This window comes from Halobacillus naozhouensis, assembly GCF_029714185.1.
Lineage (GTDB): Bacteria > Bacillota > Bacilli > Bacillales > Halobacillaceae > Halobacillus_A > Halobacillus_A naozhouensis.
In genome coordinates, this window is record NZ_CP121671.1 from 2,487,797 (window position 1) to 2,503,429 (window position 15,633).

The 15,633-nt window shown below is 41.5% G+C and carries 16 protein-coding genes; all 16 read right to left on the bottom strand.

Features of this window, described 5'->3' with window-relative positions; genetic code table 11:
- Positions 1-27: 27 nt before the first annotated feature.
- Positions 28-666 carry a YrrS family protein gene (locus tag P9989_RS13125; RefSeq protein ID WP_283075349.1) on the bottom strand — a complete coding sequence of 213 codons (639 nt, stop codon included), beginning with the start codon at positions 664-666 and terminating at the stop codon, positions 28-30.
- A gap of 126 nt (positions 667-792) precedes the next feature.
- Positions 793-1,275 carry a transcription elongation factor GreA gene (greA, locus tag P9989_RS13130; RefSeq protein WP_283075350.1) on the bottom strand — a complete coding sequence of 161 codons (483 nt, stop codon included), beginning with the start codon at positions 1,273-1,275 and terminating at the stop codon, positions 793-795.
- Between the two features lie 162 nt (positions 1,276-1,437).
- Positions 1,438-2,091 carry a uridine kinase gene (udk, locus tag P9989_RS13135; protein WP_283075351.1) on the bottom strand — a complete coding sequence of 218 codons (654 nt, stop codon included), beginning with the start codon at positions 2,089-2,091 and terminating at the stop codon, positions 1,438-1,440.
- A gap of 35 nt (positions 2,092-2,126) precedes the next feature.
- The gene (locus P9989_RS13140) at positions 2,127-2,771 is read right to left on the bottom strand and encodes an O-methyltransferase (protein WP_283075352.1); all 645 of its coding nucleotides are present in this window, start codon (positions 2,769-2,771) and stop codon (positions 2,127-2,129) included.
- A gap of 108 nt (positions 2,772-2,879) precedes the next feature.
- Complete coding sequence (mltG, locus tag P9989_RS13145; protein WP_283075353.1) at positions 2,880-3,998, bottom strand: endolytic transglycosylase MltG; 1,119 nt, start codon at positions 3,996-3,998, stop codon at positions 2,880-2,882.
- 170 nt (positions 3,999-4,168) lie between these two features.
- The gene (locus tag P9989_RS13150) at positions 4,169-4,453 is read right to left on the bottom strand and encodes a DUF1292 domain-containing protein (RefSeq protein WP_283075354.1); all 285 of its coding nucleotides are present in this window, start codon (positions 4,451-4,453) and stop codon (positions 4,169-4,171) included.
- Positions 4,454-4,467: 14 nt separating this feature from the next.
- Positions 4,468-4,884 (bottom strand): Holliday junction resolvase RuvX, encoded by a 417-nt coding sequence (ruvX, locus tag P9989_RS13155; RefSeq protein ID WP_283075355.1) that lies wholly within the window; start codon positions 4,882-4,884, stop codon positions 4,468-4,470.
- On the bottom strand, positions 4,884-5,153 hold the full coding sequence (locus P9989_RS13160; protein ID WP_079530363.1) for an IreB family regulatory phosphoprotein: 270 nt from the start codon (positions 5,151-5,153) through the stop codon (positions 4,884-4,886). Before P9989_RS13160 ends, ruvX begins: the two co-directional genes overlap by 1 nt.
- 65 nt (positions 5,154-5,218) lie before the next feature.
- The gene (alaS, locus tag P9989_RS13165; RefSeq protein WP_283075356.1) at positions 5,219-7,855 is read right to left on the bottom strand and encodes an alanine--tRNA ligase; all 2,637 of its coding nucleotides are present in this window, start codon (positions 7,853-7,855) and stop codon (positions 5,219-5,221) included.
- Between the two features lie 318 nt (positions 7,856-8,173).
- Complete coding sequence (locus P9989_RS13170) at positions 8,174-9,241, bottom strand: AI-2E family transporter (protein ID WP_283075357.1); 1,068 nt, start codon at positions 9,239-9,241, stop codon at positions 8,174-8,176.
- Positions 9,241-9,417, bottom strand: a complete 177-nt coding sequence (locus P9989_RS13175; protein WP_176142538.1) for a hypothetical protein — start codon at positions 9,415-9,417, stop codon at positions 9,241-9,243. The genes P9989_RS13170 and P9989_RS13175 overlap by 1 nt, the downstream gene beginning before the upstream one ends.
- Before the next feature lie 49 nt (positions 9,418-9,466).
- On the bottom strand, positions 9,467-10,285 hold the full coding sequence (locus P9989_RS13180) for a TIM barrel protein (RefSeq protein WP_283075358.1): 819 nt from the start codon (positions 10,283-10,285) through the stop codon (positions 9,467-9,469).
- Between the two features lie 14 nt (positions 10,286-10,299).
- Entirely contained in the window at positions 10,300-12,624 is a 2,325-nt protein-coding gene (gene recD2 / locus P9989_RS13185; protein WP_283075359.1) for an SF1B family DNA helicase RecD2, read from the bottom strand.
- Between the two features lie 17 nt (positions 12,625-12,641).
- Positions 12,642-13,304, bottom strand: a complete 663-nt coding sequence (locus P9989_RS13190; RefSeq protein ID WP_283075360.1) for a tetratricopeptide repeat protein — start codon at positions 13,302-13,304, stop codon at positions 12,642-12,644.
- 61 nt (positions 13,305-13,365) lie between these two features.
- Entirely contained in the window at positions 13,366-14,478 is a 1,113-nt protein-coding gene (gene mnmA, locus P9989_RS13195; protein ID WP_283075361.1) for a tRNA 2-thiouridine(34) synthase MnmA, read from the bottom strand.
- A gap of 14 nt (positions 14,479-14,492) precedes the next feature.
- The gene (locus P9989_RS13200) at positions 14,493-15,632 is read right to left on the bottom strand and encodes a cysteine desulfurase family protein (RefSeq protein WP_283075362.1); all 1,140 of its coding nucleotides are present in this window, start codon (positions 15,630-15,632) and stop codon (positions 14,493-14,495) included.
- Position 15,633: the final 1 nt, after the last annotated feature.

Below are 15,633 nucleotides of genomic sequence, written 5' to 3' on the forward strand. Positions count from 1 at the left end.
TTAGCTCTCCTTCGCTTAGTCCATTTTCTACTGATAAGGGTTACTTGCCAGCTCTTCTACTTTAACTGGTTTATAGCCTGCACCTTCTACCCAGTGTATATAAACACGATACGTCTGCTGTTGCGCTTTATCTGAGACAGTGGCTTCTACTTTCTGCGGTCCGCCCCCGTTTTCCACTCGCCAGGCAATCATGTTGCTCGTATCGATTGAAGTAGCCTTACTTGCAGCTTGTAAGATTTCCTGCCAATCCTGAGAGGACTTTTCATAGGTCACGGTATGGTTGCCACTGGTTTGCTGCTCTGTCGCGACCGGTTCCCAATCTTTAGTAATCACACGGTCTACATTTTTCTTATCACTTTCTTTAATGACCGCGTCTTCTTCCTTTTTATTTTTCTCTTGTTCTTTATCTTTTTGTTGTGAGGACTCACTATCCTGTTCTTCTTGTTCGTCCGTTATTACGTTTAATTCTTGATCATTAGAAGAATTACCATTATCTGCTTGCTGATTACTGGCTGTCTGCTCACTTTCTCCTCCAAAAATAAAGGAGGCTATAAATACAACGATCAACAATGCTCCTGCCCCTGCGAGCCATGTGACCAGTCTAGTACCTTTTCTTTTTTTCTCAAATCGGTTTGCTCTTGAAAAAGAAGATTCTTTTTCACTCATAGTTTCCCCTCCTCTTCTACCCCACCTATTATACATGAAAAAAGTAAGGCTCTAAAATGCACTAAAGTCATAACACCTGGCTTTAATGTTAGAGAAAAAGACAGGGAAGCCCCTGCCTTTCTGAGTTTACTTAGTTGTCACAGATACAATCTTGACATCAAGTTCTCCGCCTGGAGTCACTACAGTTACCTGATCTCCTACTTCATGACCGATTAAACTTTGAGCCATTGGTGAATCATTACTAATTTTCCCTTCGAAGGGATCAGCTTCGGCGCTTCCTACGATCGTATAAGTCTCCTCATCGCCGTCTGGAAGCTCTTGAAAGGTAACCGATTTACCCATGGATACCATATCAGGATTGTCATTATCATTTTCAATGATAACCGCATGACGGATCATATTTTCAACATGCTGGATTCTCGCTTCCACAAAAGCTTGTTCATCCTTTGCAGCATCATACTCAGAGTTCTCAGATAAATCACCGAACCCGCGTGCTTCTTTAATTCGTTCAACCACTTCTTTTCGGCGTTCATTTTTTAAATGCTCAAGTTCTTCTTGAAGCTTTACTTTACCTTCTTCAGTCATATAATAGCTTTTCTCTTGTGCCATTTCCAATACACTCCTCTTTCCGACAAAAAATGACCGTTATCCCGGCATATAGCGAAATGAGCAGTACATTATGTACGCTCATTTGATAACTAATATAGTGTATCTGGGACATAGGTTTTCTAGAACTTCTATCATGAACTATGCCAGATATCTTATAATTTTTCAACTATTTTCTTTACTAAGTTTTTGTCCTTTTTCATATAGAACCGTCTGGATCTTCGTAGCCATTAAATCAATGGCTACATGATTCTGACCGCCTTCTGGGATGATCAAGTCAGCATATCGCTTCGTTGGCTCCACAAACTGAAGATGCATGGGCCGCACCACATTCGTATATTGTTCAATGACCGAATCCAATGTCCGTCCTCGTTCATTAATATCACGCATCATTCTTCGTATAATTCGAACGTCAGCATCGGTATCCACAAACACTTTAATATCCATTAAATCACGTAGCCGAGCGTCCTCTAATACTAATATTCCTTCGACAATAATGACTTCCTTAGGTTCAATCTTGATCGTTTCTTCAGACCTCGTGTGCATCTTATAATCGTAAACAGGTTTTGAAACTGTCTTTTGTTGAATCAGATCGTTTAAATGGTCGATGAGTAAATCATTATCAAAAGCCAGAGGATGGTCATAGTTTGTCTTCAACCTTTCTTCAAGAGGAAGATGACTCTGATCCTTATAATAATAATCTTGCTCAACCATAAGAATTGTCTTATCAGCAAAACGCTGAATAATAGAACGGGTTACACTTGTCTTGCCAGAGCCTGTCCCTCCAGCTACACCAATTACAACAGGTTTATCACTCATGCTTATGGGTTCTCCTTTCATCCCAAAAAGTCGGTTTAATTTGTATAGTTATGGTTCTTAACAGTAATGGCTACTCCATCACCAATCGGAACAACCGATGTATGATATTGTTCTTGAGCTGCCAACCATTGGTTGAAATTTCGAATCTTCTTAGCCAATTTTGCCATTCGTTTTGTGGCCTGGCGGTCGTCTGCCACATATCCTTTAAACAGAACGTTATCAGTAACAATCATCCCGTTTTCCGATAACAGTGGGGCATATAAATGGAAAAACTCTTCATATTTACCTTTGGCAGCATCTATAAAAATGAAATCAAAGGGAGCGGATTGACTCACTTTATTTTTTAAGTCTAGTGCATCACCATGAAAAATCTCAATACAATCTTGCACCTGAAATTTGCAGACATTTTCAACCGCTTGCTCAAAACGCTCCCCATCTCTTTCTATCGTCGTAATCGAGCTGTTTGGAGCAGCCTCGTGCATTCGAAGCGCAGAGTATCCAATCGCCGTACCAATCTCAAGCAGCTTATTTGGTTTGTGCAAACGGATTAGCTGCATCAAGAATTGAATGCCTAAAGGTTCCATAATGGGGACTCCCTGTTTACGTGCCTCATGTTCTAATTGTTTTAGTGCTTCGGACGATTCCGGCAGTAAAGATTGCAAGTACGCATTTTGTTCCATTAATATGCTGTCCCCTTTCTTATTGGACAAGTCCATTTACAACCCTGTTATTTTAACATAAACAAAGAGAGGAATGCGAGTGATTCTCTGCATTCCTCTCTTTTACGCTTATGAAATGTGTTCTTCTTTTAACTTGTTGTGTTCCTCAAGTGTTTTTGAGTAATAAATATTGCCTTCATCATCTGCCAGGAAGTATAGGTAATCGGACTCAATCGGGTTAGCTGCCGCTTCAATGGCATTTTTGTGGAAGCTTGAAATAGGTCCTACTGGTAACTCTTTAACATGATAGGTGTTGTAAGGTGATTCTACTTCGAGATCCTCATAAAGCACACGATCTTTATGCTCACCAAGTGCATAAAGAACTGTTGGATCCGTCTGCAGTTTCATCTCTTTTTCGATTCGATTATAAAAAACACCTGCAATTTTCTTTCTGTTCTCCGCTGTTCGAGCCTCATTTTCAAGTAATGAAGCCATCGTAATTCCTTCATGGAGCGTCATTTTTCGCTTAGCAAAAGCATCACGATAAGGCAGAACAACTTTCTCAGTCCGTTTGATCATTTTTTCAACAATTTGTTCGATACTTGGATCCTCAACATAAAAGGCATAGGTTGAAGCAAACAAGTAGCCTTCTAGAGGATATCGGATTTCCTGTTTTAAAATGACATCATCCAGCAAAGCAGGATGTTGTTCGATGAGTTGGTTTACATACTCCCGGTCGTTCACTTTCGCCATAAACTCTTCTTTTGTAAACTTCAACTCTTTGGCATAGGATTCAGCTATTTGCTCCAATGTATAGCCTTCCGGAATCGTAACACTAAATACTGGGTCTTTCCTGACTTTCCCTGTTTTTAATGATTCAATAATTTGATCAATTGTCATCGCAGAAGTAAATTGATACGTCCCTGCTTGAAAGCCTGTCTCATTTTTAAACTTTGTGTAAAACCTGAAAATAAGAGCATTATTAATCACATTATTTTCTTCTAATATTTGAGCAATTTGCGAAGTTGAAGACCCCAGTGGTATTTTAATATTCTTCTGTGTTTCGTCATCTGGATCTACAGGCTGCAGTGCATTGTTGATATAAAAATATCCTGACACGCCCCCAACTAGAAGAACGATGATAATTGTGGTTAAAACAATCGAAACAATTTTACGAACTGTGCTTGCTTCTTCACTTCTCTTTTTTATGCGGTCTTTATATTTCTTCTTAAAATTTGAATCAGACAACAACGTTCCTCCTTCCGTCCGCTACATTATACTACAAATAACGCGCTATTTTCCATATCTTCACACAATATACATGATAACCTGAAAGTTGTGCAAATCATCAAATCGATTCCACAAAAAAAGCCTATAGCCTTCAGGCTATAGGCAGATCATAAATAATGGTACATAACTTACGTTAAATCTTCATCTGCGAGCGTGTTTAACATTTCCTCTACCATTTCCCACTCTTCGTCTGATTCGATTTGATAAAGAGCTAAGTCGTCTTCTTCATTTCCTTTCTCTTCATATCGGAAAGCAAATACTTCGACTTCGTCTCCTTCTTTTTGCTCTGCCGGTACGACTGCTATATAGGATTGCTCCGTTTGCTCTACGTCAAATGTAAACAATACTTCAAATAAATGTTCTTCTCCGTTTTCATCCGGGATGATAATTCGCTCTTCTTTTTCTAATGCCATTAGTGTGAGCCTCCTTATTGTTGTGAATCTAAATAACTTTGCAGAATGATCACTGCAGCCATCTTATCAATGACTTTCTTCCTTTTTGCACGGCTGACATCTGCTTCGAGCAAAACACGCTCTGCAGCCATGGTAGTCAGCCGTTCATCCCATAGATGAACGACCAGCTTATAATGTTTCTCCAGCCATTTTGCAAATTGCTGGCTGGCTTCGCCTCGGGGACCGATCGTGCCATCCATATTTTTAGGAAGACCTACAACAGCTTCTGTAATATTATTCTCATCTATCAGCGTTTTCAGAGGCTCCTTAGCTGTCGTATAATTTCGTTCATCCCATTTCAATGTGGTAAGGCCTTGGGCTGTCCATCCCAGTGCATCTGAGATAGCAACACCAATCGTTTTCTCCCCTACATCTAATCCAATTTTTTTCATTAAGCATCTCCATTATTCTTTTCCAGATAAAATTTGACTAATTCTTCAATAAGCTCGTCCCGCTCCATTTTGCGTATTAGATTTCTTGCATCCTGATGGCGTGGAATGTAAGCCGGGTCACCCGAGAGCAAATACCCTACAATCTGGTTGATTGGATTATAGCCCTTCTCCTGCAAGGAATTGTGTACAGATAATAACACGGACCGGACATCCTCTTCAAATGGTTCTTCTGAGAAATTAAAGCGCATCGTCTTGTCCATTGAACTCATTTACAGTCACCTCGCACTTCATAGTATTTAACTCCATTATATACCTATTTATAGGAATGTAAAAACTAGTTGTTATTGCTTGCGTATTCTTTGGCATATTTCAGGGCTTCAGGGATCTTTGCAGCATTCTTTCCTCCGGCTTGTGCCATGTCTGGACGGCCGCCACCCCCACCACCGCAGATGGCTGCAGCTTGTTTAATTAGATGACCTGCATGATATCCTTTTTCGATTAAATCCTTGGAAACTCCTGCAATAAGCTGAACTTTTTCTCCATTAGGTGTTGCCAGCAGGATTATCCCGGAGCCAATGTTTTGTTTTAAATCATCAACCATTGCCCGGAGCGCATTCATATCCTTAACGTCTACTTGTTTAGCTAAAACATTCACACCCTCTACTTCTTCGATCTCATCAAGGATAGAAGCAGCTTCTATATTAGAGATTTTAGTGGATAGTGATTCATTTTCTCTTTGAAGCTGCTTAATTTCTTGATGCAGGGCCTGAATGCGATCAGGGACCGTCTCAATCTTCGTCTTCAATAAAGAACCTGTCTCTTTTAGAAGAGATTCTTTGTTATTCATGTATTGATAGGCAGCTTTAGCTGTTACAGCCTCCATTCTTCTCGTTCCTGCGCCTATACCTGATTCAGTAACAATCTTAAATAACCCAATTTCGGCCGTATTATTTACATGACAGCCTCCACAAAGTTCGAGACTATAATCTCCTATCTCAACGAGCCGAACTTCTGAACCATATTTTTCCCCAAATAAAGCCATTGCTCCTTTTTCCTTCGCTTCTTGTAAAGAAGTATAGGCAACGGAAACAGGAATCGATTGCCATATTCTTTCATTCACAATGGCTTCAATCTGTTCTATTTCTTTATCTGTTACAGACCCAAAATGGGAGAAATCAAAGCGAAGACGATCTGTTGCTACAAGTGAGCCAGCCTGATTGACATGCTCGCCTAATACATCTTTCAATGCCTGGTGAAGCAGGTGTGTAGCCGTATGATTCTTAACGATAAAGGTCCTTTGTTTTTGATCGACTTCTGCTAAAACAAGCTCACCCTTTCTGACCGTTCCGTGTTTTACAAAAGCCTCATGCATATTTTGCCCGTTTGGAGCTTTTTGAACAGTGGTCACTTCAAGCAAGGCTTCACCCGCTTTAACCGTGCCCTTATCTGCAATCTGCCCGCCGCTTTCAGCATAAAAAGGTGTGTTCTCCAAGAAGAAATAGACTCTATCTCCCTCGCCTGCTTCTGAAGCAAAGTCTTCTCCTTTGATCAGTTCAACCACCTTCGTTTCGATGGAAAGCTGATCATAACCAATAAATTCACTTGCCACATGAACCTCTCCAAGGACTCCTGCCTGGACTTGCATACTATCAGACTTCTGTCGTGCATTACGAGCACGTTCTCTTTGTTTCGCCATTTCTGTCTGATACCCTTCTTCGTCTATTGTAAATCCAGCCTCGGCAATATACTCCTCCGTGAGCTCCTTCGGAAATCCATATGTGTCATAAAGACGAAAAACTTCTGAACCAGGGAAGATGTTGCTGCCTTTCTCTGTCTCCTGTTTCATAATCGTAGAAAGAATGGCCAGGCCATCGTTTAATGTTTCATGGAAGCGTTCTTCTTCCGTACGAATTACATTCTGGATAAATTCTTGCTTTTGTTGCACCTCTGGATAAAAGTCATGCATGATTTTTGCTACTTCAGGAACGAGCCTGTACATAAATGGCTGGTCAATTCCAATCTGTTTTGCAAATCGAACAGCCCTCCGCAATAATCGGCGAAGGACATACCCACGTCCTTCATTAGAGGGCAACGCTCCATCACTAACAGCAAATGTAACCGTGCGCATATGGTCAGCAATTACTTTGAACGCCGAATCATGTGCAACATCTTTTCCATACTCATAACCCGAGATGGCTTCTGTTGCTTCAATGATTGGCATAAACAAATCCGTTTCAAAGTTGGTTGGCGTGTCCTGAATAACGCTAACCATCCGCTCGAGCCCCATTCCTGTATCAATGTTCTTTTTTGGAAGCGGTGTGTACGTATCATCAGGATTGTGATTAAATTGGGAGAATACAAGGTTCCATATTTCCAGATAACGCTCATTTTCTCCTCCAGGATATAATTCTGGATCAGCTGGATCATCTCCATACGCTTCACCACGATCATAGAAAACCTCCGTGTTGGGACCGCTTGGACCTTCGCCAATGTCCCAAAAGTTCTCTTCTAACCGGATGATCCTTTCTTCTTCTACCCCAATCTGATCTTTCCAAAGGGAGTAGGCCTCATCGTCTTCAGGATGAACAGTAACGGAAAGTTTTTCAGGATCAAAACCGATCCAGTCTGGGCTCGTAAGAAATTCCCATCCCCAGGCCATGGCTTCTTCCTTAAAATAGTCGCCGATTGAGAAGTTTCCGAGCATTTCAAAAAATGTATGGTGACGAGCCGTGAAACCTACATTTTCAATATCATTAGTACGGATCGACTTTTGCACATTTACAATTCTCGGATTCTCTGGGATAACCCTACCATCAAAGTATTTCTTTAAGGTAGCTACACCACTATTAATCCATAATAGAGATGGGTCTTCGTGTGGAACGAGTGAGGCACTCGGTTCGACACTGTGTCCTTTTTCTTTAAAAAAGTCTAAAAACATTTGGCGTACTTCAGCCGAAGTCAACGATTTCATCTTCCTACCTCCTATAATGATATCTCCATACAAACGAAAAACTCCCGTTCCTGCATTATGCAGGGACGGGAGTTTATCTCCGCGGTACCACCCTGATTATAGACAATAACATTTTGCCTATCACCTTAAAACGCATAACGGGGCGCTTGCCGGCGGGGATTAACCGCACTCAGGAATAGCGTTCAACAGAGCTTCTTTTCATACTTCTTTCAGCCTGGGGAAGTATCTCTCTTCTAAAGGGGCTGCTGCCTACTGATTTCCTTCAAAGTGTTCATCGTTCATATAGTATTGATATGCGCTATTATAGATAACATCTGTTTATCTGTCAACGCGCACGGACGAATGGCTGATCTCCTCAACCACCACTTTTAAACAAGTAAGGACCGGAACAGCGGCGATCATACCTACCACACCGGCAAGCTCACCGCCCGCCAGTAGAGCTAGTATAATTAATAGTGGATGGATGTGAATACTTTTTCCCATAATATAAGGAGATAACAAGTTTCCTTCCATGATCTGAATCACAAAAATAGCAATGAGTGCTATAATAAGTGTTTTTACAGAAATCGTAACCGCCACGATTAAAGCTGGAATCGCCCCAAGCAATGGTCCAAAGTAGGGGATAATATTAGTAATCCCAGCCACTACTCCCAATACGAGCGGATAAGGCAGCCCGGCGAGCCAAAAACCAACCGTCGCAAAAAAGCCGACAAATAAGCTGATAAGTAATTGTCCTCTAATGTAGCCCCCCAGTGAATGACTAAGTTTACCGCTTAGATGTTTGGCTTCGTTATGCCATTTTTCCGGGAGCAGACGCAGCAGAGAATGAAAGATTAGTGAATGGTCCTTTAAGAAGTAGAACGTCATCACTGGAATTACAGCCAATAATATAATCACGTTAAATACTCCGCTTAAAGCAGTAACTGCTGACATCAGCCATTCACTAAGCCATGCTTCAAAGTCAGAAAAGTGCTCATCCAGATGTTCATGAATGCCATCCGGAAAACGTTCTGTCTGTGCATAAAATTCGCTTGTCCAGTTTTGATAGGCTTCCATTAAATTCGGTAGTTGAACACTTAAAGCTTTCAACTGTTCCAATAAGTGCGGGTAACCACGATAAAGGGAGAAACCAGTGATTGAAAAAAAGACAGCAAAGATAAGCAGGATCGATAGCCCCCGCGATAAACCAAGCCCCTCTAAAAATTGAACAACTGGATGGAGCAATAAAGATAACACTATTGCGAGTATAAAGGGTAAAAGAATTCGCAGGATCATCAGTACTACATGGTCATAATAGGGATACAGCCAAGCTAAAATAAGCATGAACAGTAACACTACGAAGCCTATGACACTACGACTGATCCATTTAACGGCTCTCTCGCTCATTATGATCCCGACTGATAGAAAATATCATTTAAGGAACTTAAACTTCCATCCTCTTCTATTTGATTAATATTCACCTTTCCATCTTCAATTGACAATTCAATAAAACATGTCCAGCAATAATATTGGTCATTGCCTATTCGCCCTAAATTTCGACCCTGGCAATTTGGACATTTCATAGGACATACTCCTTTTTTTACCAAGTAGTATGTCCTATGTTATCTCCCTTCATACATGAAGAAGGCTTTCTATCCAGCTTATCGATTCATTTACAAATTGATCGGAAGGATTTGAATGTGGAGTATGTTCGAATATGAAATATTTAGCCTGCCCACGGGCCAAGTATTCGACGATTGGCTTGATTCTGAAATACTCGTTTGATTCCTCTAAAGCAGGATGTGGCGGCACCCAAATATACTTTGCTCCTTCAATTAAAATATTATGTAAGTGGACTACTTTAATAAACGGCTGCAGCTGCTTAAGGTATACAGGCCACTCTTCTCCAACTGCTAATAAATAGTCGCCAATATCAATGCAAAGCGATAAGCCATATGCTTCCCATAATTGCTTAGGGAAATCATGAAGAATTTCTATATTATGAGGAGACATGGAAGGCCCAAGTTTAGGCTCACAAACAATGAGAATCTTATAGTTTTCCTGCAATCTGTTGAGAAAACTCAAACCCTCCTTCACTCTCTCTATTATATCCTGGCTGCTGCTATCCTTTATAAAAGGGAAGTGAACAAGCACATAAGCAGCACCTAACTGGGATAATGTACGGACTTCATCCTCAAACTGCAGTCTAGCCTGTTCAGGTTCAAAAGATATGAAGTCGAGCAGATCATATTTACTCTCCCCACGTATAAGCGGAGAGTGGATGCCATAGCGATATCCCTTTTCCCTGGACAGTTGCAAGAATGATTCAAAGTCTATATAGGTTGGAAATTCTCCTATTTCTACGTGTTTAAACCGAGCGTTAAATAAACGTGCGAACTGATTTGGATTTGACATAATCGTACTGCCTGAAAAACCTAATTCATGGGTCACGATGGTACCTGCCTTTACATAAAATCATAAGGGGAAAGTTCCTCTTCTTCCTCATTCAACTCATTAACCGTTTCGTTCTGCAGTTTTTCTACTAAGTGAGTATACCTTAAATTTGTATCAGTCGTCTGCACACCTTCGAGGAAAGCATTTGTGTCCCCGCATATAATAAGAGAATGCTTCGATCTCGTTATTGCCGTGTACAACAGATTTTTCCTGAGCATTCTGCGATAGCTGCGTACAACGGGCAAAATCACAATAGAAAATTCGCTTCCCTGCGATTTATGAATGGACGTGCAATAGGCATGCATGATGTTATTAAGGTTTTTTTTTGGATAGACGACTTCTTTACCATCATAATCGACGACGACCTGCTCCACTTGATCCACGTTTTCTTCTGCTCGGAAAATAGCTGCAATTTCTCCTATATCGCCATTATAAACACCATCTTCCGGCTGATTGACAAGCTGGATCACCTTGTCGCCTTTCCGGTAAGTCAGATCTTTAAACGTCAGATCACGCTTTTGCTTACTTTTTGGATTTACAACACGCTGGATCTCTTCATTCAATTTATGAATGCCGACATCTGTTCGATACATCGGGGCCAGGACTTGCACCTCTCGTAATTCTATTCCTTTATCCAAGGCCTTCTTGACAATATTCGTAACCAAATCTTTCAGCTGATGCTCCCGCGCATTTATAAAATTAAAATCATGCTCTTTCGTCAGCGACTGTCTGGTACACTGGTCATTTTTAATTTCGTGGGCAAGCTGAATTATTTTTGATCCTTCTTTCTGTCTGTACACCTCTGATAGTTGAACAGAAGGAAGCTGGTTGGACGCTAATAAATCTGCCAATACTTGACCTGGGCCGACAGATGGCAGCTGGTCCTCATCCCCGACGATCAAGACTTGCATATCAGAGGGAATGGCGCGGAACAATTGGTTGGCAAGCCACATATCAACCATCGAGAATTCATCAATAATTAATAGCTTCCCTTCAAGTTGGTTGTTTTGATTTTTATCAAAACTGTCATGCCCATCCCAGACGAGCAATCGATGGATCGTGCTGGCTGGCAGGCCGGTTGACTCTGTCATACGCTTGGCGGCACGACCGGTCGGGGCAGCAAGTATAAAGGGAAAAGGCTCTCCCTGATCGTAATCACCTTTGTCGGTAGACAGGTCATAAAGTGTTGAATATGCCTTAATAATGCCTTTAATCACTGTGGTCTTACCAGTCCCCGGACCTCCTGTCAGAATCATAACTTTCGATTGCAGTGCTTTCTCGATTGCCGCAAACTGGTCTTCACCATAACTAATCGACTCTTCTTCTTCCATATCGCCAACAATCTTTAACAGCTCTGCCTGAGTATGCTCCGTTTCGAGTTCTTGCTCCATGATTCTTTCAAGCTGGTGGCAGAAGCCATTTTCTGCATGAAAAAGGGATGGCAAGTAAACACGGTCTTCTTCGATAAAGACATACCGGTCTTCTGCCAGGCGAATAACTTGTTCGGATAATTGATCGAAAGTAATCGATTTCTCCCCACTGCTGCTATTAAGAAGGTTTTCCACTTGAGATAAACAGGACGCTGTCGGCAAATATACATGGCCAGCCGATAGGCTCTGTTGCAAGATATATAAACATGCTGCTCGCAGTCTTGTTGGATGATCAAGCGGTAATTTCTGGACTTTTGCCATTTCATCCGCACGGTGAAAGCCAAAGCCATCCACCTTGAACACCAGTTGATAAGGATCCTCCTCAATAATGGCAAGTGTTTGATCTTTAAATGCTTCATAAATCTTCTGTGAAAGCTTAAGACCGAAGCCATACTGATTCAGGTGGATCATTACATGTTCAAATCCTTGATGTTCCTTTAACGTATTGTAAAGCGTTTCACGTTTTTCTTTCGGAAGTTTGGGAACCTTTTTCAAAACGTCTGGATCTTCCAAAATTGCGGAAATAGCTTGCTCACCTAATTGATCAACCACCCGTTCGGCCGTTTTTTTGCCAATGCCGTGAAAAAGATCGCTCGATAAATAAACAACCAATCCATCCTTAGTTTCCGGAAGTACCCGTTGATAGAATTCGACCTGGTATTGACGTCCGAACTTTTTATGCTCCAGGAAAACACCATGAAAAATATAAGTTTCCCCATCTTCGAGAGGAGGAAAATGACCTTTAATCACTACGCTTCTTTCATCGAAGTCTTCGTTCGTTTCCTGCACGATTATGGAAGCAATTGAAAAGTGCTCCGACTCCTTATGAAAAATCATCCGGCCCAGTTCTCCTTTTATATATGGGCGTTCTTCACTTGTCTCAGAAAATAGCGTTCGTTCAGCCATGTTGTTGCTCCTTTAACTTAATCTTCACCAAGTGCTTGTTCAACTTGTGCCTTAGCATGGGACGCCAGCATATGCTCCTTATTAATTCCGAGCGCTTTATTGAAGTAGGCAAGAGCTGATTCAGCGTCCTCCTTATGTAAGGCAACTACTCCCAAATTATAGTAGGCATCACTGTGCTGATCCTCTAATTGTAGCACACGATTCATCGTCTGTTCAGCCGCTTCAATTTGACCATTTTGTGCTAAACAGAGACCATATTGGAATTGAATATCTACATCCTCGGGATTCAGTTCTACCGCTCTTAGTAAATAGGGGAGGGCCAGCTTAACATACTCCTGATGGATAAATGTCATTCCCATCATAAAGTGAACATCAGCTTCATCTAATCCCTTTTCTATCGCCATTAAATATTGCTTCTGGGCTTTCGTATAGGATTCCTGTTCATAATACACATTGCCTAGTCCATAATAGGCTGTTCCAGCTTCGTCATCTAGTTCAATGGCTCTGTTAAAGAAGCGCTCTGCCCGTTCGAATTCATTTAAATGCACAAGTAAATTACCAAAATTAATATATCCAATTGGATCTTTCGGATTTTCATCAATAGCTTCCGTAAATAACTTAGCCGCCTCTTCCAGCTTATGATTCTGCATGAGTTCAATCGCTTTCGTCATTTTATCCATCTTTCATTCCCCTTTACATAAAAATGGCCATGTCCGTTTAATTTCGGACATGGCCGTATCATTAACCGACATAAGACAATGTTTTGTTTTCTTTCATAATTTCATCAATCGTCGCACCGCCAAGGCACACTTCACCATTATAAAAAACTACCGCCTGCCCTGGTGTAACAGCACGCTCAGGTTCATGGAAGTCGATCTTCCATTTTCCATTCTCAAGCGGGGTAACTGTCACCGTACTGTCGTCCTGTCTATAACGGAACTTAGCAGTACATTCCATACTTTCTGCTGGTGCTTCACCACTTGTCCAGTTGGCATCTGTTGCGATCAGTCCGTCTGAATATAATGCTTCATGATGATATCCTTGCCCTACATATAAAACATTATCATTCACGTTTTTACCGACAACAAACCAGGGTTCACCCGGGCCGCCGATCCCGAGTCCCTGTCTTTGTCCTAATGTGTAATACATAAGCCCGTCATGCTTTCCTTTCACTTCACCTTCAAGTGTTTGCATAGTGCCTGGCTGGGCAGGTAAATATTCACTTAAAAAGTCCTTAAAATTACGCTCCCCGATAAAGCAAATCCCTGTAGAATCTTTTTTCTTCGCTGTCGCAAGATCATTTTCTTCCGCAATTACCCTCACTTGTTTTTTCTCCATATGACCAAGCGGGAACATGACTTTAGCCAATACGTCCTGGGAAAGCTGATTCAAGAAATACGTTTGATCTTTATTGTTATCCACGCCTCGCAGCATTTCGAAAGATCCATTCACTTCACGTACTTGAGCATAGTGCCCTGTCGCTAGATAATCAGCCCCAAGCGCTAAGGCATGGTCGAGAAACGCTTTGAATTTTATCTCTTTATTACACATCACATCAGGGTTGGGAGTTCGTCCTGCTTTATACTCATCGAGAAAATAAGTGAATACTTTATCCCAATACTGTTTCTCAAAGTTAACAGCATAGTAAGGAATATCCAATTGATTACAGACACGTATCACATCTTCATAATCCTCAGTGGCCGTACATACCCCGTTCTCATCCGTATCGTCCCAGTTTTTCATAAAGATACCGACAACATCATAACCTTGCTGCTTAAGCAGCAGGGCCGCTACAGAGGAATCAACTCCCCCGCTCATCCCTACAACTACCCGTGTATCTTTTACTTCTTTCATATTCATTCACCTTCCTATTTCAGCCTTTTAATGATTTGGCTGATCCGCTGCGCTGCTTCTTTGACATTTTCCTCATGATTAGCAATCCCAAAGCTAAACCGAACAGAATTCACCGTTCTTGCATCTCCTTTACCGTACATGGCTGTTAAAACATGGGAAGGTTCCACTGAGCCCGCTGTACAAGCACTGCCACTAGAGGCTGCTATTCCTGATAAATCAAAATTTGTCAGTAATGCTTCAACGTTCATGTTTGGAAAACTAATATTAACGATGGTTTCAATGGTTTGGTTTTCTATCCCATTTATCTGATAGTCAACAGCTTCGTTCGATAATTCCTCTAAAAATATTTGCTTATAACGACTGTACCGCTCTTTTCTGTCAGAACGTACTGTTTCAGTCAATTCAATTGCCTTCTGAAACCCAACGATTCCCGGAACATTTTCTGTTCCTGCCCGCCGTTTCCTCTCCTGTTCACCGCCATGTGCAAGTGACTGCATGGGTGTACCTTCACGAATATAAAGAAACCCTATTCCTTTTGGACCATTAATTTTATGACTGGATACAGCTAATAAATCAACTGGAAGCTCAGTCACATTGATCTCTATTAACCCGTATGCCTGGACAATATCAGAATGGAAGTAAGCCTGATGTGAAGCAAGCAATTCCGCTATTTCCATTATAGGCTGCATCGCCCCTGTCTCATTGTTCACCATCATGATCGAGACTAAGACAGTGTCTTCTCTTAACGAAGCTTCCAAATCGTCAATGCGAATACGACCATCTTCATATACAGGTAAATAAGTGATCTCAAAACCATTCTGCTCCAAGTATTGTGCAGCATGAAGTGATGCATGATGCTCAACCTCTGTGGTAATCACATGCTTTCCTTTCCCTTGATTAGCCAGGACCGTTCCGATGATAGCTAAATTATCAGCTTCCGTTCCGCCACTCGTAAACACGATCTCCTTTTCTTTGGCACCTATGCTGCGAGCAGCTGTTCTTCGCGCTTGATCCAGAGCATTTCTGGCTTTACGGCCGAATTGATGGACACTTGAGGGATTTCCATAAATCGTCTGGTAAACTGGGACCATCGCTTCGATTACCTCGTCATGAACAGGGGTTGTGGCAGCATGATCTAAATAAATAGGCTTCACG